This window comes from Massilia sp. WG5 (genome assembly GCF_001412595.2).
Classification (GTDB): domain Bacteria; phylum Pseudomonadota; class Gammaproteobacteria; order Burkholderiales; family Burkholderiaceae_D; genus Telluria.
The window spans coordinates 2,278,948-2,298,838 of sequence record NZ_CP012640.2; the positions used below are offsets into that span (position 1 = coordinate 2,278,948).

Genomic DNA, 19,891 nt, shown 5'->3' on the forward strand with positions numbered 1-19,891 from the left:
GGTAGACCGGCCACGCGCAGAGCGAGGGCATCATGACTGAAAACGATCCGCGGACCAGCTTTCGCGGCCTGCCGCTGACCGCGGAACAAGACAGCGAAATCAGGCACTACATCCACGTCCGGACACGCCTCGGCCTCCCCTGGGATACCCCCGAGCTGCAGGCGATGCTCGACGACATGCTCGACCCGCCCGAATCCGCGGACGAAGACCGGCAGGCGCTGGCCGACAGCATGGGCGCACACGGCCTGCAGGCGGAGGACGACGCGGACGACGACGCCGCAGCAGCACCGCACGAACACCATGGCTGGCAGGCTCCCTAGCGGTGTCAGGCCCCGGCCCTGGACTGCCACACGGCAGCGGTTCGACGGCGCCGCCGATCGGGGTTAAGCTGGTCCGGGCACCGCTCTCATGGAGGACCGGCATGGATCGACTTTCGCAATTTGTCGCGCACGGCCTGCTGGATGCAGGCGCCTGGCACATCGTTGCCTATACCCTGCTGACGACCCACCTGACCATCGTCGCCGTCACCATCTACCTGCACCGCTGCCAGGCGCACCGGTCCCTCGAGCTGCATCCGGCCGTCAGCCATGCCTTCCGTTTCTGGCTCTGGATCGCGACCGGCATGGCCACGCGCGAATGGGTTGCGGTGCACCGCAAGCACCATGCCCATTGCGAAAAGGAGGGCGACCCGCACAGCCCGCAGCTGGCCGGCATTCGCAAGGTTTTGTTGGAGGGAACGGAACTTTACCGGGCCGCAGTGCGCGATCCGGCCACCGTCGAGCGCTTCGGCCAGGGCACGCCCGACGACTGGCTGGAGCGGAAAGTGTACGCGGCCTGTTCCTGGCAAGGCGTGGGCCTGTTGCTGCTGGCCGACCTGGCGATGTTCGGCGCGATCGGCGCCACCGTGTGGGCCGTCCAGATGCTGTGGATCCCGGTCACTGCCGCCGGCATCATCAATGGCCTTGGCCACTACCGGGGCTACCGCAATTTCGACGGTCCGCATGCGGCCGCCAACATCCTCCCCTGGGGCATCCTGATCGGCGGCGAAGAGCTGCACAACAACCACCATACCTTCCCGGCCTCCGCCAAACTGTCGGCGCGCTGGTTCGAGCTGGACATCGGCTGGTGCTACATCCGCCTGCTGCAGGGCCTGGGCCTGGCCCGCGTGAGACAGCTGCCGGCGCGACCGGCAAGGCGGGGCGCCGGCCAGCCCGCCACGCCGCTGAGCATCGCCACCGTCGTCGGGATCAGCGCCTGCCGTCATCACGTGATGCGCGAATACGGCCTGATGCTGGCGCGCACCCTGCGGATCGAATTGCGCCAGGCCGGCTGCCGCACCAGCCTGCGCGTCAGGCGCCAGGCCGAGCGCCTGCTGCGGCGCGAGCCGGATTACCTGGGCGCCGGCCAACGTGCCGAACTCGAGCTCCTGCTCGGGGCCTACACGCCGCTGGCGCGCATGCAAGCCATGCGCCAGGAACTGCGCCAGTTATGGGAAGCGAAATCGGCGAGCCCGCAGGAATTGCTGGGTCACCTGAGCGAATGGTGCGAACGGGCCGAACGCTCGGGCGTGGCGCCGCTGCTCGGCTTCGCACAGCGCCTGCGTTCCTATGGCTGAACGGCGGAAGCGGCGCGACAATGAAAAATGCCCCTGGTCAGGGGCATTTGGGGACAATTCAAGAAAGCGCAGGAAACTCAGGCATAGCTGCGCAGGCGCAGCGAGAAATCCTGCAGGGCCTTGATGCCCGAGGCTTCGGCACGAGCGCACCAGTCCTGCAGCTGTTGCAGCAGCTGGTCGCGGGTCGAGTGCGAACGCTCCCAGATTGCGCCCAGTTCCACGCGCATCTGGTGCATGGTTTCCAGCACCTTGCTGTGCTCGAACAGCTCGCTCAGCTGGGCCTGCTGCGGCGCCTGCAGCTTGGCCGGCTCGCGCTGCATCAGCTTGCGCGAGGTCTTCAGGAAACGCGCTTCCAGTTCGGCCTTGTGCTTCAGGTGCTCGACTTCCTCGCGGAACGCCGCTTTCACCGACTTGGCGTACTTGGCCATCACGTCGTAGCGGTTGGTGATGACGGACTGCAGCGTATCGAGGTCGGCTTCCAGCTTGTTCTTGGCCAGCTTCGGCTTCGGAATGGTCTTCTTGACCTTGGCCAGGCCCACCATTTCCATCATGCGGATGTAGGCGTAGCCGATGTCGAACTCGTACCACTTGCTCGACAGCTTGGCCGAGGTGGCGAAGGTGTGGTGGTTGTTGTGCAGTTCTTCGCCGCCGATCAGGATGCCCCACGGGATCAGGTTGCAGGCTGCATCGTTGCAGTCGTAATTGCGGTAGCCCGTCCAGTGGCCCAGGCCGTTGATGATGCCGGCCGCCGTAATCGGGATCCACAGCATCTGCACGGCCCAGATCGTGATGCCGGCCACGCCGAACAGCATCACGTTGATCGGCAGCAGGGCCGACACGCCCAGCCAGCTGTACTTGGTGTACAGGTTATTTTCGATCCAGTCGTTCGGGCAACCGTGGCCGTACTTCTCCAGGGTTTCCAGGTTCTTGGTCTCGGCGCGGTACAGTTCGGCGCCTTCCAGCAGCACTTTCTTGATGCCGCGGGTAACCGGGCTGTGCGGATCGTCGACGGTCTCGCACTTCGCATGGTGCTTGCGGTGCACGGCGGCCCATTCCTTGGTGACCTGGCCGGTGGTCAGCCACAGCCAGAAGCGGAAGAAATGGCTGACGATCGGATGCAGGTCCAGCGCACGGTGCGCCTGGTGACGGTGCAGATAGATGGTGACGCCGGCGATCGTGATGTGGGTAACGATCAGCGTGTACACGACCATCTGCCAGCCCGACAGATCGGCCAAGCCACCGTCCAGGAAGGACAGGACAGCTTGAAAGATGTTGCTCAGAAAATTCATTAACACTCCAATTGGATGGCTTGCAATCGCCCAGAACTGTCAAACGCGTCGCATGACGCCAATACGCATTTTACGCGTATCTAGTGACCTGCGGCACGCCCAAGGCTAATGAATGCAGTCTTAATTGTGGATCCGTGCCACAACCGATGCTATATGCGCATCAAGAAGACGAGTGTCAAGTGCCGGGATGCCAAGCTTGATCTCGCCAGCTTGCACCAGGGCATAAATTTTCTTGTTGATTTCGGAAACCACGCCGCCCTGCCCGTTTTCCGGATCGCCGATCCAGAAGCCCAGGTCGAGCTCGTAGCCTTCCGGCGCGAAGCGGCTCAGCGAGACCCCGGGCGCCGGGTTCTCCAGCACGCGTGGCGTGCCGATCGCCTGGGCCGCCAGCAGCGGCATCACCTGCTCCAGGTCGGAGCCGTAGGCCACCATCAGCTTGGTCGAGGCCCGCACCGCGCGCATGCTGAGGGTCTGGTTCAGCACCGGACCGGAGATCAGCATCTCGTTCGGCAGCACGGTTTCGACGCCGTCCAGGCCCTGCAGCACGGTGTAGCGGGTATTGATCTGGGTGACCTTGCCGGTGTACTTGTCGACCGAGATCATGTCGCCGATCGACAGGCTGCGCTCGATCAGGATGATGAAGCCGGACACGTAGTTGCTGGCGATACGCTGCATGCCCAGGCCGAGGCCGACGCCGAGCGCGCCGCCGAACACGGACAGGACGGTGAGGTCGATGCCGACCAGGCTCAGGCTGATCAGCACGGAGCCGACGATCAGCACCGCGCGGCTGACCCGCGCGAGCGCCACGCGCAGCGAGCTGTGCAGGGCCTGCACGCCCATCAGGCGCTCTTCCAGCGCGGCGCCGGCCCACAGCGCCAGCATCATCAGCACCGCCACCGAGACGATGGCCTGCAGCACGTCCGCCAGGGTGACGAAATCGTTGCGCCTGGTGCCGTACTTGATCGTGGTGGCGTCGAGGACGTCGAAGATCTCCGGCCACATGCCGGTGATGTACAGCGCGACCGCCGCCCACACCACCAGGGCGAAGATCTTCTCGAAGGTGATAAAGGCCTCGCCCAGCTGGCCGTGGCGCGCGAACACCCGCCGCAGCAGGTAGAAAGCCAGGCGGATCACGACCAGCGACCAGAACACGGGAATCGCCACCTTCACGATATTCGTGTGGAAACGGTGCCCGGCCAACAGCGTACTGGACAGGTACAGCAGGCCGACCACCAGCAGCGGCGCCACCACCCGCGCAAGGCTTTCCATGCCCTCGTGGCGCGTGGTGACGCCGCGTGCGGTGCGGCGGCGGCGCCACCAGAATTGCAGCAGGCCCGCGCACAGCCAGCCCAGCACGACGCTGGCGGCAATCGACCCGACCTGCCACGGCATGCCGGGGCGGCTCAGGTCGCCGAGCAGATCGTCGATCAGGCTGGTCAGCGGCATGGTCTAGCGATTACTCGTCGGTATCGGCGGCCTCGTCGGCTTTGGGGGCCTCGTCGGCTTTGGCAGCCTTGGCCGCGGCCTTGCGCTCGAACACGGCGGCGAAGAAGCCGTCGGTGTCGTGCTTGTGCGGCAGCATCTTGAGGGTATCGCCCATTTCCAGCGGAATCCGCTGCTCGGCCAGGACCTTGTTCATCGGCACCAGTTCGAAGTCCGGATGGCTGGCCAGGAATTGCGCGACGATGCCGTCGTTTTCCTCATCCAGCAGGCTGCAGGTCGCATAGACCAGGCGACCGCCGAACTTCACCAGGCGCGAGGCGCCGTCCAGGATCGAGATCTGCTTTTCGGTCAGTTCGGCGATGTCTTGCGGCTGCTGGCGCCATTTCACGTCCGGATTGCGGCGCAGCGTGCCCATGCCCGAGCACGGTGCATCGACCAGCACGCGGTCGATCTTGCCGGCCAGGCGTTTTACCTTGGCGTCGCGCTCGTGCGCGATCACCACCGGATGCACGTTCGACAGGCCGCTGCGCGCCAGGCGCGGCTTCAGCTTGGTGAGGCGCTTTTCCGAGACGTCGAAGGCATACAGGCGGCCGGTGCTGCGCATGATCGCGCCGATCGCCAGCGTCTTGCCGCCGGCGCCGGCGCAGAAGTCGACCACCATCTCGCCGCGGCGCGCACCCAGCAGCTGGGCCAGCACCTGGCTGCCCTCGTCCTGGACTTCGATCGCGCCTTCCTTGAACAGCGGCAGGTTCTGCAGGGCCGGCTTCTTCCGGATCCGCAGGCCGGTCGACGCGTACGGGGTCGGCTCGGCCACGATCGGGGCAGCGGCCAGCTCGGCGATCACCTTCTCGCGGTCGGTCTTCAGGGTGTTGACGCGCAGGTCCAGCGGCGCCGGCGTGTTCAGCACGGCAGCCAGCTGCAGGGTCTCTTCTTCGCCGTACTGGGCGACGAATTTGTCGTACAGCCAGTCGGGCAGGTTGGCGCGCTTCTTCGGCGGCAGCAGCGAACGGTCGATTTCCTTGATGCGGGCCAGGAATTCGTTTTCGTCTTCCGTCAGGCCGCCCAGCGACTCGACGCCGACCGCCTCGGCCATGCCAAGCAGCACCAGGCGGCGCATGGTGGCGCTGGCGCCGGTGCCGAAGCCGCCGAATTCGGTGAAGAAGTTCTTGTTGCGCAGCACCGAATAGATGCATTCGGCGATGGCGCCGCGTTCGCGGCCGCCGAGGCGGGGATGGTCCTTGAAGTAGCGCGACAGGGTGACGTCGGCCGGCGCCATGAAGCGCAGGATCTCGCGCAATACTTCTTCAGCATTGCCGAGGATCGCGGGTGGCAATCTCATGTGTTTCCTTGGTTTAAATACTGGTGGTCTCGGCGATGCGGACTTCGCCGTCGGCGATGCGCAGCCTGTCTTCGACGAACAGGCGCACCGCTTGCGGATAAATGACGTGTTCCTCGGCCAGCAGGCGCTGCGCCAGGCTGTCCTCGGTGTCGCCGGGCAGCACCGGGATGCGCGCCTGCAGCACGCTCGGGCCATGGTCCAGCTCGGCAGTGACGAAGTGCACGGTGGCGCCATGCTCGACCACCTTCGCCTCCAGCGCCTGGCGGTGCGTGTGCAGCCCGGGGAACAGCGGCAGCAGCGACGGGTGGATGTTCAGCATGCGGCCTTCATAGTGCTGGACGAAAGCCGGGGTGAGGATGCGCATGAAGCCGGCCAGCACCACCAGGTCGGGCGCGAAGCCGTCGATGAGCTGCTGCAGGGCGCCGTCGAAGGCTTCGCGCGAGGCGAAAGCCTTGTGGTCGACCACCGCGGTCGGGATGCCGTGGGCCTGCGCGAACGCGAGCCCCTGGGCCTCAGGCTTATTGCTGATCACGGCGGCAATCCGGGCTGGCCACTGCTGCGCTTCACGCGCACGCACGATGGCTTCCATATTGCTGCCGCGGCCAGAAATAAGGATCACGATATTTTTCATAAGCGCGCATTGTACCGCGAGGGCGGGGGTAGGCCAACGGAAAGGGAAAGGAATACCGTCATCCCTGCGCAGGCGGGGATCCAGGTTCGCAAGCGTTTCGTTGGTTCAAATAGAACTTGGCTCCCCGCCTTCGCGGGGACGACGTTTATACGCCGCAGGGCCCTTATTCGAAGGGCCGCGCCCCGACCCACCCCACCGATTGCGGCGATTGCGGCTCTTCAAAGGAATAGAACACGCGGAACGGGACTTTTTTCTCGGCCCAGAATTCGGCGGCGTCGCGGAAGACGTCGAGCAGGGTTTCGCGGGCTTCCTTGTCGAATTTTTGCGTGTTCGGCAATTGGTCGAGCACGGCGATGAATCCCGGCTGCGGTCCGGCCTCGGCAATCACGTTAGTGATGCAATTACGCAACGCTTCGAAATTCTTGCTGCACTGACGGGGGAAAGTAAATTGCTCGCCGATGCGGGCGCAGACTTGCTGTTTGGTGAGGGCGTTGGCGCAATGAGCGTACAGGAAGTGATGGCCCAGGCGGCCTGCTTCCTTCTGCAGTTCCGTCGCGCGATAGGCCCGGATCGACTGCACAAGATTAGGCGGCACTCTCATCAACAAACTCATTTTCCCCTCAAGTTTCCCACCGTTAAAACCCTTAGTCCCGTAAGGGTAACGTTTTGTGGTAGTTGAATCAACCCGAATATTGTCGGGCAGGCTCGATTTGTAAGATTTGCAGGGAATTTTCAGCCTGTATTAAGGCTTTTACACTGTTTTTCGCTGTAGAGATCGATATGCATATCTGCTTCCTCCTGTTACATTTTGTTGCCACGCGGATTGCCATTGAGTTGTCGACTAGCGGTAACATGCAGTCGTGGCAGTAAGCGTCCAACCAACCAGAACATAAAGCACACCAACGAGGTATTGAACATGAACTTCAAAGCCAAACTGATTCTCTCCGCCGTGGGCGTTTGCGCCCTGCCGCTGGCCCAGGCTGGCGATTTCGAAGATTTCGGCCAGGTCGTGCGTGTGCAGCCGCGCATCGAGCAGGTCCGCACCCCGCGCCGCGAATGCCGCACCGACTACGTGCAGGCGCCGGTCCAGCAACAGCGCGGCCAGGGCGGCACGGTGGTCGGCGGTATCGCCGGCGCCCTGCTGGGCAGCCAGGTTGGCGGCGGTAACGGTAAGGTTGCAGCGGCAGCCGCCGGCGCCATCGCCGGCGCCATGGTCGGCGACCACGTCGAGAACGACGGCCGCGGCGGCTACGCCGGCACCCAAGAACAGGCGGTGCAGCGCTGCCGTACCGTGGAATCGGTCGAACAGCGCACCAACGGCTACGACGTGACCTATAACTACCGCGGCCAGACCTTCAATACCGTGATGAACCGCGATCCGGGCAACCGCGTCCGCCTGCGCGTCTCGGTCGAGCCGGACCAGTACCAGCAGTAATCAGTTCTACCGGTGCGGAGGACCTACCTCTTCCGCGCCGCAGTTCCTCCGCAGCATCAGCCTGCTGCACTTCCCCGGTGTGTTGCTTGCACTGGGGAAGCCTCCCCCCGATAATAGGATGTTCCCTTCAGGTCGTCCTATGCTCATCAAACGCAAATCCATCGAACTGGCCGAATCCTCGCGCCGCCCCGCCTCCGCGCCCGCAGCGAAACCCAAAGCCGCGCGCAAGCCGAAGTTCGCCCCCGTCACCCTGTCCGAGCAGGACGGCGTGCGCTTCCTGCACTTCGGCACCGAGTGGGTGCAGGGCGCCATGCGCATCCGCAAGCCGGACTGGCCGGAGCTCGAATACGCGCAGCAGATGATGGCCTGGATGCTGTTCATCGAGCAGCCGCGCACCATCGCCCAGCTGGGCCTGGGCGCCGCCACGCTCACCAAGTTCTGCTACCGCCAGTTTCCCCAGGCCCTGGTCACCGCGGTCGAGCTGAACCCGGCCGTGATCGCGATCTGCGGCTCGATGTTCAAGCTGCCGTCCGATGACGAGCACCTGCAGGTGCTGGAGATGGATGCGCTGGACTTCGTGCTGGACGAGGCCAACCACGGCGCCTTCGACGTCCTGCAGTGCGACCTGTACGACGCCACCGCGCGCGGCCCGGTCCTCGACACGCCCGAGTTCTACCAGGCCTGCAACGCCTGCCTGGCCGGGGACGGCGTCATGACCGTCAACCTGTTCGGCGACCACCCGAGTTTCAAGAAGAACATCAAGGCCATGCGCTTCGCCTTCGAGCAGGTGATCTGCCTGCCCGAAGTCCACGAGGGCAACGTGGTCGCGCTGTGCTTCAGGAACAAGCCCGACCTCGATCCCGAGCGCCTGGCCGCGCGCGCCGCGCAGATCGTGGCCGCGACCAAGCTCCCGGCCAAGTCCTGGGTGAAGGGACTGCAGGCAGCGATCGCCGACCAGCGCTGAGACATGGACGCCACCGCCTCGAAGCAGGCCCGTCCCAGGGCGCTCGACCTGCAGGCCATCTTCTCCTGGCTGCTGGCCGACGGCATCGTCGACAAGTCGACGGTCAAGCCGCACTTCGCCGAGGCCCAGGGCATCCTGAAGAATGCGGTCGGCGCCATGCATCCGCTGACGGCGGTCGCGCAGTGCAAGATCGTCTCGGGCAAGGCGCCGCACAGGCTGCTGACCCTGGACCTGCTGACCGAGTGGTGCGCCGGCAAGGTCGGCCTGCCTTTTCTGCGCATCGACCCCTTGAAGATCGACTTCACCAAGGTCGCGGACGTGATGTCGGCCAGCTATGCAGCGCGCTTCAACATCCTGCCGGTCGAGCTCAAGGGCGATGCCCTGGTGGTGGCGACCGCCGATCCCTACCACACCGAATGGCGGGACGAGATCGGCCGCATCTCGCGCCGGCGCATCGAGCTGGTGCTGGCGAATCCGCTCGACATCGCCCAGTACATCTCGCAGTTCTTCAGCCTTGCCAAGTCGATCCGCGACGCCAACAAGTCCAGCGGCCAGGACCTCGCGCTGCGCAACAACTTCGAACAGCTGGTCGAACTCGGCAAGGCAAACAAGCAGGTCGACGCCAACGACCAGCACATCGTCAACATCGTCGACTGGCTGTGGAGCTACGCCTTCGACCAGCGCGCTTCCGATATCCACCTGGAACCGAAGCGCGATGCCGGCGTGATCCGCTTCCGCATCGACGGCGTGCTGCACCAGGTCTACCAGGTGCCGGCCGTGGTGATGATCGCGATGACCGCGCGCATCAAGCTGCTGGGCCGCATGGACGTGATCGAGAAACGCCGGCCGCAGGATGGCCGCATCAAGACCAAGACCGGCGCCGGCCAGGAGGTCGAGCTGCGCCTGTCGACGATGCCGACCGCCTTCGGTGAAAAACTGGTGATGCGCATCTTCGATCCGGAAGTGGTCGTCAAGACGCTGCCGGAACTGGGCTTCCCGCCCGACGACGCCCAGCGCTGGGACGCGCTCACCAAACGCCCGCACGGCATCATCCTGGTGACGGGACCGACCGGCTCGGGCAAGACCACGACCCTGTACACGACCCTGAAGGCGCTGGCCACCAGCGAGGTGAACGTCTGCACGGTCGAGGACCCGATCGAGATGGTGGAAGCCTCATTCAACCAGATGCAGGTCCAGCCCGGCATCGACCTGTCCTTCGCGGACGGCGTGCGCGCCCTGATGCGCCAGGATCCGGACATCATCATGGTCGGCGAGATCCGCGACCTGGAAACGGCCGAGATGGCGATCCAGGCGGCGCTGACCGGCCACCTGGTGCTGTCGACCCTGCACACCAACGACGCGCCGTCGAGCGTGATGCGCCTGCTGGAGCTGGGCGTGCCTTATTACCTGCTGGGCTCGACCCTGAGCGGCATCATGGCCCAGCGCCTGGTGCGCACGCTGTGCACGCATTGCAAAAGCCCGGACGGGGAACTGTCCGACGAGATCTGGGACAGCATGGTCGGGAGCCTGAAGATCCCGAAGCCGGCCACCGTATACCGCCCGGTCGGCTGCCCGGAATGCCGCCAGACCGGCTTCCGCGGCCGCACCGGCATCTATGAACTGGCGACGGTGACGGAAGCCTTCTCGCATCTGATCCGCGAAGTGACGGACCTGGCGGCGCTGCGCCGGCAAAGCGTGGCGGACGGCATGAAACCGCTGCGCATCGCCGGCGCCTACAAGATCGTGGAAGGGGTGACGACGGCGGAAGAGGTGCTGAAGGTCAGCTCTGCCCTCTCCTAGAACAGATACCTCTGGCGCAAATCAAAACCGCCCGCTATAATGCGTGCCTTCTTCGGGTCGTTAGCTCAGTTGGTAGAGCAGCGGACTTTTAATCCGTTGGTCGCAGGTTCGAGCCCCGCACGGCCTACCAAAGATCTCGTGTCAACACATACGCCAGCCTTCGAGCTGGCGTTTGTGTTTTTGGCGCTTGTCTCAGCACTTACTTCGCATAGATCGCCTCGTTATCGAGGTAATAGGTATCGCCCGTGCTGGAGTTCGGATTCAGCATCAGCACGATCTGGTTGACGGCGTTGTCGGCAGTTTCGCCGTCGATACGGTCGTTCACCAGGAACTTCAGGCGCTGCCAGCCGTTTTGCACCGTTGTCGTCGCCAGGTATTTCGAATGGCGGCCGGACGGATAGTTGGACGCGGTGGCGACCTTGTTGTTCTCGAGCTGGATCAGGATCGGCGTTCCTACCGGCGCCGCGGTGTAGACGTCGAGGTAGAAGGCCTTGTCGCCGCGCACGAACGGGGCGGCGTCCGGAATCGCCGTGGTGGTTGCCGTGATCAGGTCATATTGCTGGGCGCTGCTGCGCACGTACTTGCCCACGGTGGTGGACGCATTCACCGTGTTCGGCGCGGGATTGGCGGCGCTCTGGTTGAAGGTGCCGGTCACCGTGGTGTAAGCCTGGTTGCGGGTGCCCTCGAAATCGTCCAGCACCAGCGACTTGGTCAGCACCGGCGACACCGCCACGTTGACGGTCTTGGTAAAGCTGCCGCAGCTGTTCTTGACCGTGACGCTGACCGGGCCGCTGGCCGTGCCCCAGTTCACCGTCAGCGCGCTGCCGGTCGAGGTCTGGCCGGTCGGCGAAGTCCAGCTGTAGGTCGAGCCGCCGGCGCTGTCGTCGACCACCGTGTAGGTGGCGGCGCTGTTCGGCTCGACGATATGCTTGCCCGAAATGGACGGCTGCGGCACCGCATACGCGCGCACATAATCCACCTGCATGGTCTGCGGCAGCGCGGTGTCGTCCACCGTTCCGCCCAGGTTGCCGCCGACGGCCAGATTCAGAATCATGTAGTACTGATAATTCTCGAAGGTCCAGTCGGCCGGGTTCGCGAGGTCGGAAGGCGTCTTGGTCGCGAACAGCAGGTCGTCGACGTACCAGCTGATCCGGTTGGTGGTCCACTCGACCGCGTAGACATGGAAGTCGTTGGCCCAGGTATCGGGCTGCTTGAGGATCTGGCTGCCCTGCTGTTGCGCGTTGGCGCTCGAGGGGCCATAGTGGATCGTGCCGAGCTGGAACATCGACTTCTGTCCGATCGCCTCCTGGATATCGATTTCGCCGCTGGCAGGCCAGGCCACCGTGGTGTTGGGCAGCATCCAGAACGCGGGCCACATGCCATGCCCGCCCGGAATCTTGATGCGCGCTTCGAAACGTCCATGCGTCCACTGGCCGCCGGCCGGCCGGTTCAGCGTGCGCAGCCGTGCCGAGGTGTACGATTTCGAGCCTACCCGCTGCTTCTTCGCGGTAATCGTCAGCAGGCCGTTGGCGACCGTGGCGTTGGCCGCCTGGTAGGACTGCAACTCGTTGTTGCCCCAGCCACATATCCCATAACTGCAACCGTCGCCGGTCTGGATTTCCCACTTGGTGGTATCGACTGCCGTGCCGTTGAATTCATCGGCGAACAGCGGCGTGGTGCTCGGGCATTGCTGCGCGCTTGCGGCGGCGGCGGTCAATGCCAGAGCGGCAGCAAGCGCACCTGCGGGCAGCGCGCCGGGAAAACGATATGCCATGCTTAGTCTCCAAATTTGATGATTTGTTATGAGCCGCCTCCGCGGCGCATGATTGGAAACGATTCCAATCATGCATATGCAGTGTGGACTGAAGCGTTGCAGGTGTCAAAAGGAATGTGAGGCGTCAAGGAAAATCAGCGGCGGGAACGCCAGGCGGGCGGGACGAACCGCTATGCCTCGCCCGATGGCAAGATCGCGATCCGCTTCGAGACCGGCATCTACAAGGAGCGCATCCTGCTCGAGCAGGACCGTCCCATCGGCCAGCAGGATGCGATCCGCCTCGCGATGCATGCGCGTCCGGGTCGTGGCGGCGCCGACCGGGATTTTTTTGGCTCGAAAGGGCTTAGCAAAATACCGCTGAGCCGCTATAATGGCTGTCTTCGGGTCGTTAGCTCAGTTGGTAGAGCAGCGGACTTTTAATCCGTTGGTCGCAGGTTCGAGCCCCGCACGGCCTACCACGAATTTGCAGTATCAAATCAAGGCGTTACGAGTGATCGTGACGCCTTTTTTTGTGCCTGCGGCAGTCCTCTCTTCTACCTACTGTGCCGTATTTGTGACGCGCAGCAGTTCGTCTACTACCGCCGTGTGACGCGCCATCTGTGCCGGCGTTAGGTGCGCGTACCGCCACACCATCGCGGCCGACTTGCGGCCGCCCCCCATCTCCTGCAGGTCGTACAAAAGCGCACGCGACCTGCGTCAGGTCACGGAGCCTCTTGGCCTTTGCTAAGGCAACAGCGGCCGGACTATGCCGACAGCAGTGCTGGGACAAGAATGCATCGACTTCAAGGATGAACGGACGATCGAACGTTCACCGCGATCCGTGAACGCCAAACGCAGTCAAAGAATGAAGACGTCTACAGCTACATGCTGCGGTAGCGGCGATATTGAAGAAGGAAATTTACACGAACTTTACTTACGGACGTCCTAGGACAACATTCACTCAACGATATGTGCTTTCACGCCAAAGGCGTTTCCCTATGCTTGCGATGGTGGAGTGGGAAAATCCATAAGGCTCGCTAGCTTGACCTTTAATTTGGCAAGGATAAGCCAGTATCAACAGGTGTGCGCATCTGATGAGCTCGGCTTGATATCACTCAACGGCGGGTCACCAGTCCGATCATGCTTCACCACTCAGCCAGCATCCGATGTACGAATACAAAGCCGAGCCCGCTTCTTGCTTTTGGTCAAGGTCGCCGTAGACCTGTTGGCTACCTTAGCCGATGGAAATTCTGATACCTGATAAGCCATCGGAGGCAACACATGGGCGAAAGCCAAGCGATCGCGGCGGGAGCTGCGCTATCGGCGTTCAGTCTCAATGCGCAGCACGACCGCCTGCTGCGCCTGGAATTCCCTCACAACGATGGCCCCGACCGCATTCTCCTGTCCAACCGCTTGAAAGCGCACGAGGAAGTCTCGCGCTGCTTCCGCTTCGAGGTCGAACTACTGTCGGATGACGCACAGATTCGCCTGAAAGCGATGATGGGCAGAATGGTCACGATCTCGCTGGTGCGCGAAGATGGCTCACTGCGCTACTTCAACGGCTACGTCACCGAGTTCCGCTTCCTACGCGCCGACGGCGGCTTCGCCTTCTATCACATGGTGCTCGAACCGTGGCTGGCTTTCGCCAGGCTGCGCAAGGACAACCGTTCATTCCTCGGTAAGAGCGTCATCGAAATTACCGAACTCACCCTTGCGCATTACCGCCAGTCCGACTGGCATCCGGTCCTCGCGGGAGAGTATCCGCGCCTGACCTGCGCCAACCAGTATGACGAGACCGACTACAACCACCTGCACCGGCGCTGGGAGGAATACGGGCTGCACTATTACTACGAGCACCGGGCAGACGGGCACTCGCTCTTGCTCTGCGACCGCAGCACACTCGCCCAGCCCATCGACCCGACCGGGATCGACGACTCGGGCGAAATCCCATTCCGCGATCAGGCCGGCTCGCTCGAACACGACGGCATCCGAGAATGGAGCGCGGTGCGTCGGCTCGGCTCCGGCCAGACGACCCTGGCCAGCTTCGACTACAAGAACCCGGTGGCGCAGCGCTCGACCGCCGAGTCTCTGAACAACCAGGGCGACGTCTACCCTTACGAAATCTACGAGAACACGGGTGCGTACGGTTTCCGCACCCATGACGAAGGCGAACGCCTCGCCCAGCAGCGCATGGGCGAGCGCGACGCGAACACGCAGACCTTCGAAGCCCGGGGCAACGATCGTACCGTCCAGCCGGGCCGGTGCTTCAAGCTCGGCGGCCATTTTAGCGCCGAGCTGCAGGTTCCGAAGCGCGGCGAACCAGCCAAGCCCAGCATCCGTGACCGCGACTACCTCATCCTCTCCGTCGACCACGAAGCTAGCAACAACTACCAGGCGAGAGCAGGCGCGCCATCGCACTACGAGAACAGCTTCCGCTGCGTGCGCAAGGACATCCAGTGGCGCCCGGGACGGCACTACAACAGCCAGCCCTGCACCTACCCCGGCATTCAGACCGCCATCGTGGTCGGCCCGGCCGGCGCCGAGATCCACACCGACGGCTACGGGCGGGTCAAGGTGCAATTCCACTGGGACCGGCTGGGCAGCTACGACGAGAACAGCTCGCCCTGGCTGCGCGTGATGGCGCCGAGCGCCGGCGTCGAGTTTGGGAATATCCGCCTGCCGCGGGTGGGCGAGGAAGTGGGAGTAGCCTTTGTCAATGGGAACATCGACCGCCCGGTCATTCTGGGCGCGCTGTACAACCACACCCACATGCCGCCGTGGCAATTGCCGGAGCAGCAGGCCCTGAGCGGTCTGCGCAGCCGGGAGCTGCTGGCGGGCGAAGCGAGCGAACGCGGCAATCACCTGGTGCTGGACGATACGCCAGGCAAGATCCAGGCGCAGTTGAAGAGCGATCATCAGTGCAGCCAGCTGTCGCTCGGACACATCACTCGCATCGAGGACACTAGCGGACGCAAGGACGCGCGCGGCGAAGGCTGGGAAATCGCTACCGATGCCTGGGGCGTTGCCCGGGCCGGAAAAGGCATGCTGATCACCACTGAAGCGCGCCCCAACGCGACCTCCGAGGTTAAGGACATGGGCGAAATCCTTCAACGTCTCGCCTCCGCCGAAGAATGGCAAAAGAACCATGCGAAAGTAGCGGAAAAAAACCGGGCACAGGAAAACGGCCAGCAATCATGCGTAGCGGCCTCGGTCAAGGCGCAAAACGACGCGGTTAGGGGTGATGGCAGTTCCGCAAAACGCAGCTTCCCCGAACTCGCCGAGCCCCATTTGATACTGGCGAGCGCCGCTGGAATTGCCACTACCACGGCTCAGTCTACGCACATCGCAAGCGAAGGCGACACCGCGATCACAACGGGGAAAAGCGTCGCGATTGCAGCCGGTGACGGTTTCTTCGCGAGTGTCGTCACGACGCTCCGCCTGTTCGTTCAACGAGCTGGCATGAAGCTGATTGCTGTGGCAGGCGATATCGACGTGCAGACCCTCTCCGACAGTATCAATTTGTTCGCGAAATTGAACATTACACAAACGGGGAATCGAATTGTTATCAATGCCAAGGAAGACATCGTCATCAACGGCGGTGGCAGCTACGTCAAGTTCAGTAAGGCCGGAATTGAACACGGTACAACCGGCACATTTGTGGCCCACGCCGCCTCCCATAGCCTCACCGATCCAAAGAGCCTCGCACTGGCCTCAAATGAAATGGAAAAGGGCCACTTCGATCAGACCCCGATCTTGCGCGATCTCGATGGACCGTTAGCAAATCGCAAGTTCGAACTGATGCGCGAAGATGGAACGATCATCAGGGGCATGACCGATGCCGAGGGTCGTATGCCGATACAAAAAGGCATAGATATGGCAACTGCCAAATTAAGAATATTGGGCGAATAAAATGGCCGAAGACACTCATAACGTTAAAACGATGACACAAAGCGTGGGAGGCGCAATGGAAGGGGAATTCCATCTCACGCCAGTGGATACCGAACAGCGGGAAACGGTTTTCATAGCGCCGCCCAACAGGGTCATCCCCGTCATATTCTTGCCAGGTGTCATGGGTAGCAATCTGCGTATGAGCAGGGCAAGAAAAGCAGATCTCAAGAGTCAAAACGATATCGCCTGGCGACCAGATAATCTTGGTTTTTCAACGGTGCTTAGTGATGTTCGAAAAGCAGCCAATCTAAGCCCGCGGGAACGGCAGATGAAGCTCGATCCTGACGAAACTGAAGTGGACTATTATCGGTATACCGAAGATCAGGGCAGATTTGACCCAAGCGGAACGCTCAGTCAGCAATCCGATTCTCGACACAGCAACGTACCCGACATACTGCAAGACGTTGGTTTGCTCAAGAGCGACCATTCTAACACGGGATTGCATCAACCAACAAAACATCCGCATGCAGCGACGGCAGCACAAAAAGCCCGGTGGCGCGGTTGGAGCGAAATATCGTTCGGCGACTATAGCGGGGCATTGTCTACCCTTGAGGGCAGGCTAAACCGTATTATTGGCTTTGGGTGCGCGCTGGCTAAAGATAAGGCTGGCCGTAACCCGTTGGATCTGTTCTGGATGTCAAATGTGAACGTTACCGGCCCGCCTGTAGGAGTAACAGACGTGTCGCCAAAACGATGGGGAGCGCTTAACGCGGCCATGCTTGAAGAGAAAGAAGTTATGCGCGTAGCCAACTGTCTATATCCAGTCCATGCAATGGGATATAACTGGCTCCAAAGCAACGCTGTGTCCGCCAAGAAGACGGCCGCCCGTATCAGGGATCTCATCAAATCATATCAAGCACATGGTCACAAGTGCGACAAAGTAATTCTGGTTACCCATTCAATGGGTGGCATCTTGGCGCGCGCTCTAATTCATCCGGAAATGGGCGGCTTGAATGATTGCGTTCTAGGTATCTATCACAGTGTACAACCGGTTTATGGTTCTGCAGCAGCATACAAACGCGTCCGTAGCGGAGTAAACGGCCATTTGCCTGCTCCGGCAATCATCGGAAATACGGGACAGGACGTCACCGCGGTATTTGCCAATGCTCCCGGCCCTCTTGAACTTTTACCAACCCCAGAGTACGGCCATAACTGGTTAAAAGTCCAAGACCTCAATGGGAAAACCTTGGCGCAGTGGCCAGCAGACGCGGGCGTATCGGCCCCCCCCTCCAACGCAACCAACGCGATGTCGATGAGTGGAGCACCACTGTCCGATATTTACACGCAGAAACCTGAAAACTGGTGGCGCTTGATCAATCCTGAATGGATAAACCCGGCAGGGAAGACATTAAAGGCGTCATCAACAACGAAGTTAGTTAATGAAAGGATCGCCGACGCCCAGGCATTTCACGCCAAAATCAAAAATACGTTCCACGCCCATACGTACGCCAGCTACGCAGCCGATGTAAAAAACCCGACACATGGCAGCGTGATTTACAAAATCGAGCCTTTATCCCATGCAGACATTCACGTCAATACGGCAATTGCAGCGGCAAAAGAGTCGCCACTGTTGTGGAGACTGGTAAGCGAGGACGGGACAGGCGATCTGATCGTTTCCTTGAAAGACCAGCGCAGGTTTAAATTGAAACTCCTGCCGCCGCAGGACGCGGGAGATGGTACTGTCCCTTCCGATTATTCGGCAGCGAAAGTGAAAGCGGCTGTGCACTTTGTCCAGGCCGGGTATGACCATCAAGGGAGCTACAAGGCGGATGCAGTCAATGTCTCGATGCTATATGCAATGATAAAGATTGCCAATACCGCTGAGGGGTGGAAGACCTGATACGAATATGACGTACTCTGCTGTCAACACTTGATTTGCTAATCCAAACAGAATCAGGACATTGCTGCCTAAATATTTTTCACATCTATCAATAATGAGTAACCCCATCTTAAGACCAGAATCAAAAAAAAGACTTGTAGTCACGGCCTTAGCTGGTGCCATTGCCACTGCAGGCCTTTACCTCTTTCTTCATCATCAGGCCTATTCTTACGAGGACACTGGCGTGCCAACTCAAACCGAAATGTCTCCACGACTGAAAAAGTTGTTTGCAAGAACAAAAGGTGTCTGTTTTGGCCGGTATGTGCTCGACGTTCCTGAAGAAGCGCAGCTCATCCTGGGCAATCAAGAAATGCCAGCAGAAATAGTTACGCATGAGAATGCGGCTGGAAAAGAGAAAGATCTGGCAGATGCTTTTCGCAAAGCAACTCTCATGAAGCGAGAGAACGCGGAATTTACATCCCTCTCAGCCGGCCCGGTTCCAAACAGCTTGTTACTGCGTTACTTCGGCAGTCCTTATCTAAAATCGGTTGGCGGCGAAGGAATTATGAATTTCGTCCCCGCAGGCACCCATGTTTTCGAGTTCGGCTGGGGATCCGGAGATGAAGAAAGTGTTGATCAAATAATAAGAAAATCGGCTGACATTGCGCGCAGCCTGCGCGCTCGAGATAATGAGGAAGTACCAGCGGGTCCAGGTGTTTGCATCGACTTGGGATTCATTGCAGAAACCACCGGACAGTTCCAGGAGATATTCTCGGCTGGCTTGCATTTTCCAAGCCTGCCCGATGTGAGTTTCTCCGTAATGTCAAATAAAAATGCCCGCACCGATGGTCCCAATGGCGTAGGCATCATCGCGCGTCATGAAGCAGCCATGCGGGATCAAGGGGTTATTTTCCCAACTGATTCCGAACTAGCACGTCTGCGCATCGGCAAGCATATCGTTAATGGTTGGAACGGCGAAGAAGTCTTATTGCGGCATAACGGAAAAGATGGCGTGATGATCCACGAGTTCATGTGGGAGGTTATCGGAAAAACTGGTGATTTGCGTCATCCCGCGGCTGTCGACATCAATCTCGATACCGGTGTGGCTGCAAACACAAAGTACGCAACAAAAGGTTCACTGACGGATGACGAAGCCGTTGCTCTTTGGGACAAACTTCTTTCTAGCCTCCGTTTTCGGGATTGATAGGCAAAGGCATACCATGCGTTTTAGTAACTACTGGAATTAAGCCAGCAGCGTGGTCGAATAATGAAACTGCTGCGGAGAGGGTGCGAAACATGTCAATGAAAATCATTGTCGTGGGCGATTCTACCGATCATGGCGGCAAAGTGATCAGCGGCTCGCCACAGCACGACGTAGACGGGAAGCCCATCGCGCGGCTTGGCGACCAGGTGGATTGCCCTCAGCATTACCCAGGTGGGAAACCACACGGAGTCAACAAGATCATTACCGGCCACTCCAGCGTGACTGTGGGAGGTATAGCGGTAGCCGTGGAAGGCTGTGTCACGGAATGTGGATGCAAGTTGATCGGCTCGCACCGGGCCAGCGTGGGCTGACGGGCTCGATCACTACGCCGCCAGCTCGCCATGTGACGTACTTGTGACGTGCCTCCTGATAAGTTACCATCCCTCCCCTTTGGTGTGACTGGTTATCGCATCTGGCAAGCGTTGCAAGTCACTGATTAATAAAGGTTGTCCGTGCCGACCCAGCGACTTTTAATCCGTTGGTCGCAGGTTCGAGCCCCGCACGGCCTACCAGTATTACCAGGAAGCCCACGCATTTCGGTGCGTGGGCTTTTTGCTTTCCGGCTCTCGCGCTGGCGCGGTTCAGCCGGTT

At 61.0% G+C, this 19,891-nt stretch carries 16 protein-coding genes and 2 tRNA genes; 11 read left to right on the top strand and 7 right to left on the bottom strand.

Annotated elements, in window-relative coordinates; translation table 11 throughout:
* Positions 1-32: 32 nt before the first annotated feature.
* Positions 33-320 carry a hypothetical protein gene (locus tag AM586_RS10170; RefSeq protein WP_047826829.1) on the top strand — a complete coding sequence of 96 codons (288 nt, stop codon included), beginning with the start codon at positions 33-35 and terminating at the stop codon, positions 318-320.
* Positions 321-421: 101 nt separating this feature from the next.
* Entirely contained in the window at positions 422-1,615 is a 1,194-nt protein-coding gene (locus AM586_RS10175; RefSeq protein ID WP_047826828.1) for a fatty acid desaturase, read from the top strand.
* 77 nt (positions 1,616-1,692) lie between these two features.
* Here the strand turns inward: AM586_RS10175 and AM586_RS10180 are convergent, their stop codons facing one another.
* The 5 genes from AM586_RS10180 to AM586_RS10200 form a co-directional block, all read right to left on the bottom strand.
* Positions 1,693-2,904, bottom strand: a complete 1,212-nt coding sequence (locus tag AM586_RS10180; protein WP_047826827.1) for a fatty acid desaturase — start codon at positions 2,902-2,904, stop codon at positions 1,693-1,695.
* A gap of 120 nt (positions 2,905-3,024) precedes the next feature.
* A complete protein-coding gene (locus AM586_RS10185) occupies positions 3,025-4,350 on the bottom strand; it encodes a mechanosensitive ion channel family protein (RefSeq protein WP_047826826.1) in 1,326 nt (441 codons plus the stop codon).
* A gap of 10 nt (positions 4,351-4,360) precedes the next feature.
* Positions 4,361-5,686 (bottom strand): RsmB/NOP family class I SAM-dependent RNA methyltransferase, encoded by a 1,326-nt coding sequence (locus AM586_RS10190; RefSeq protein WP_047826825.1) that lies wholly within the window; start codon positions 5,684-5,686, stop codon positions 4,361-4,363.
* A gap of 13 nt (positions 5,687-5,699) precedes the next feature.
* Positions 5,700-6,317, bottom strand: coding sequence for a phosphoribosylglycinamide formyltransferase (gene purN, locus AM586_RS10195; RefSeq protein ID WP_047826824.1), 618 nt, complete (start codon positions 6,315-6,317; stop codon positions 5,700-5,702).
* A 163-nt stretch (positions 6,318-6,480) separates the two neighbouring features.
* Positions 6,481-6,930 (bottom strand): barstar family protein, encoded by a 450-nt coding sequence (locus tag AM586_RS10200; RefSeq protein WP_060567075.1) that lies wholly within the window; start codon positions 6,928-6,930, stop codon positions 6,481-6,483.
* A 303-nt stretch (positions 6,931-7,233) separates the two neighbouring features.
* Between AM586_RS10200 and AM586_RS10205 the strand changes: the two genes are divergently transcribed.
* From AM586_RS10205 to AM586_RS10220, 4 genes are all read left to right on the top strand, one after another.
* Positions 7,234-7,752, top strand: coding sequence for a glycine zipper 2TM domain-containing protein (locus tag AM586_RS10205; protein ID WP_052234493.1), 519 nt, complete (start codon positions 7,234-7,236; stop codon positions 7,750-7,752).
* Between the two features lie 139 nt (positions 7,753-7,891).
* Complete coding sequence (locus tag AM586_RS10210; RefSeq protein WP_047826823.1) at positions 7,892-8,716, top strand: spermidine synthase; 825 nt, start codon at positions 7,892-7,894, stop codon at positions 8,714-8,716.
* 3 nt (positions 8,717-8,719) lie between these two features.
* Complete coding sequence (locus AM586_RS10215) at positions 8,720-10,516, top strand: GspE/PulE family protein (protein ID WP_047826822.1); 1,797 nt, start codon at positions 8,720-8,722, stop codon at positions 10,514-10,516.
* A gap of 54 nt (positions 10,517-10,570) precedes the next feature.
* Positions 10,571-10,646, top strand: a tRNA-Lys gene (locus AM586_RS10220).
* A gap of 69 nt (positions 10,647-10,715) precedes the next feature.
* Here AM586_RS10220 and AM586_RS10225 read toward each other — a convergent pair.
* A complete protein-coding gene (locus AM586_RS10225) occupies positions 10,716-12,290 on the bottom strand; it encodes a family 16 glycosylhydrolase (RefSeq protein WP_162600536.1) in 1,575 nt (524 codons plus the stop codon).
* 105 nt (positions 12,291-12,395) lie between these two features.
* A complete protein-coding gene (locus tag AM586_RS10230) occupies positions 12,396-12,581 on the bottom strand; it encodes a hypothetical protein (protein ID WP_060567077.1) in 186 nt (61 codons plus the stop codon).
* A 91-nt stretch (positions 12,582-12,672) separates the two neighbouring features.
* Between AM586_RS10230 and AM586_RS10235 the strand changes: the two genes are divergently transcribed.
* The 5 genes from AM586_RS10235 (at position 12,673) to AM586_RS10250 (ending at position 19,611) form a co-directional block, all read left to right on the top strand.
* A tRNA-Lys gene (locus AM586_RS10235) sits at positions 12,673-12,748 on the top strand.
* A gap of 802 nt (positions 12,749-13,550) precedes the next feature.
* Positions 13,551-16,178, top strand: a complete 2,628-nt coding sequence (locus AM586_RS10240) for a type VI secretion system Vgr family protein (protein ID WP_060567079.1) — start codon at positions 13,551-13,553, stop codon at positions 16,176-16,178.
* 1 nt (position 16,179) lies between these two features.
* On the top strand, positions 16,180-18,057 hold the full coding sequence (locus AM586_RS10245; RefSeq protein WP_109370457.1) for a triacylglycerol lipase: 1,878 nt from the start codon (positions 16,180-16,182) through the stop codon (positions 18,055-18,057).
* 94 nt (positions 18,058-18,151) lie between these two features.
* Complete coding sequence (locus AM586_RS28085) at positions 18,152-19,240, top strand: T6SS immunity protein Tli4 family protein (protein WP_162600537.1); 1,089 nt, start codon at positions 18,152-18,154, stop codon at positions 19,238-19,240.
* 92 nt (positions 19,241-19,332) lie between these two features.
* Positions 19,333-19,611, top strand: coding sequence for a PAAR domain-containing protein (locus AM586_RS10250; protein ID WP_082439690.1), 279 nt, complete (start codon positions 19,333-19,335; stop codon positions 19,609-19,611).
* Positions 19,612-19,891 lie beyond the last annotated feature (280 nt).

What these genes read in the sequence shown, in the direction of transcription:
- AM586_RS10240 (WP_060567079.1), top strand. Translation starts at nt 13,551, where the DNA reads ATGGGCGAAAGCCAAGCGATCGCGGCGGGAGCTGCGCTATCGGCGTTC.
- AM586_RS10185 (WP_047826826.1), bottom strand. Translation starts at nt 4,350, where the DNA reads ATGCCGCTGACCAGCCTGATCGACGATCTGCTCGGCGACCTGAGCCGC.
- AM586_RS10245 (WP_109370457.1), top strand. Translation starts at nt 16,180, where the DNA reads ATGGCCGAAGACACTCATAACGTTAAAACGATGACACAAAGCGTGGGA.
- AM586_RS10190 (WP_047826825.1), bottom strand. Translation starts at nt 5,686, where the DNA reads ATGAGATTGCCACCCGCGATCCTCGGCAATGCTGAAGAAGTATTGCGC.
- AM586_RS10215 (WP_047826822.1), top strand. Translation starts at nt 8,720, where the DNA reads ATGGACGCCACCGCCTCGAAGCAGGCCCGTCCCAGGGCGCTCGACCTG.
- AM586_RS10250 (WP_082439690.1), top strand. Translation starts at nt 19,333, where the DNA reads ATGTCAATGAAAATCATTGTCGTGGGCGATTCTACCGATCATGGCGGC.
- purN (WP_047826824.1), bottom strand. Translation starts at nt 6,317, where the DNA reads ATGAAAAATATCGTGATCCTTATTTCTGGCCGCGGCAGCAATATGGAA.
- AM586_RS10170 (WP_047826829.1), top strand. Translation starts at nt 33, where the DNA reads ATGACTGAAAACGATCCGCGGACCAGCTTTCGCGGCCTGCCGCTGACC.
- AM586_RS28085 (WP_162600537.1), top strand. Translation starts at nt 18,152, where the DNA reads ATGAGTAACCCCATCTTAAGACCAGAATCAAAAAAAAGACTTGTAGTC.
- AM586_RS10210 (WP_047826823.1), top strand. Translation starts at nt 7,892, where the DNA reads ATGCTCATCAAACGCAAATCCATCGAACTGGCCGAATCCTCGCGCCGC.
- AM586_RS10230 (WP_060567077.1), bottom strand. Translation starts at nt 12,581, where the DNA reads ATGCATCGCGAGGCGGATCGCATCCTGCTGGCCGATGGGACGGTCCTG.
- AM586_RS10175 (WP_047826828.1), top strand. Translation starts at nt 422, where the DNA reads ATGGATCGACTTTCGCAATTTGTCGCGCACGGCCTGCTGGATGCAGGC.
- AM586_RS10200 (WP_060567075.1), bottom strand. Translation starts at nt 6,930, where the DNA reads ATGAGTTTGTTGATGAGAGTGCCGCCTAATCTTGTGCAGTCGATCCGG.
- AM586_RS10180 (WP_047826827.1), bottom strand. Translation starts at nt 2,904, where the DNA reads ATGAATTTTCTGAGCAACATCTTTCAAGCTGTCCTGTCCTTCCTGGAC.
- AM586_RS10225 (WP_162600536.1), bottom strand. Translation starts at nt 12,290, where the DNA reads ATGGCATATCGTTTTCCCGGCGCGCTGCCCGCAGGTGCGCTTGCTGCC.
- AM586_RS10205 (WP_052234493.1), top strand. Translation starts at nt 7,234, where the DNA reads ATGAACTTCAAAGCCAAACTGATTCTCTCCGCCGTGGGCGTTTGCGCC.